This is a genomic window from Neisseria sp. P0021.S005 (assembly GCF_051956955.1).
The window spans coordinates 1-447 of record NZ_JBQCWY010000968.1 but is presented as its reverse complement, the minus strand read 5'-3'; the positions used below and the strand labels follow the sequence as shown (position 1 = coordinate 447).

At 53.0% G+C, this 447-nt stretch carries 1 pseudogene; it reads left to right on the top strand.

Going from position 1 to position 447, the window contains the following annotated elements:
• Positions 1–447: pseudogene (locus ACTHUE_RS20415) on the top strand (polyribonucleotide nucleotidyltransferase); the annotation flags it as partial.

Here is a 447-nt window from a genome sequence, read left to right as displayed (position 1 = left end):
CTGTAAAAGAAGCGTTGATTACCGAAGAAACCGACACTTTGGCAGCCAACGAAATCAAAGGCATTTTCAAACACTTGGAAGCCGATGTTGTCCGCAGCCAAATTTTGGACGGCCAACCGCGTATCGACGGTCGCGACACCCGCACTGTTCGTCCGTTGAACATTCAAACCGGCGTATTGCCGCGCACTCACGGTTCTGCACTGTTTACCCGTGGCGAAACCCAAGCTTTGGCGGTTGCAACTTTGGGCACTTCACGCGACGAGCAGATCATTGATGCACTGTCCGGCGAATACACCGACCGCTTCATGCTGCACTACAACTTTCCACCATACTCTAACGGTGAAGTGGGTCGCGTAGGTGCGCCAAAACGTCGTGAAATCGGTCACGGCCGCTTGGCTAAACGTGCATTGTTGGCCGTATTGCCGGAACCTGAAGATTTCAGCTACA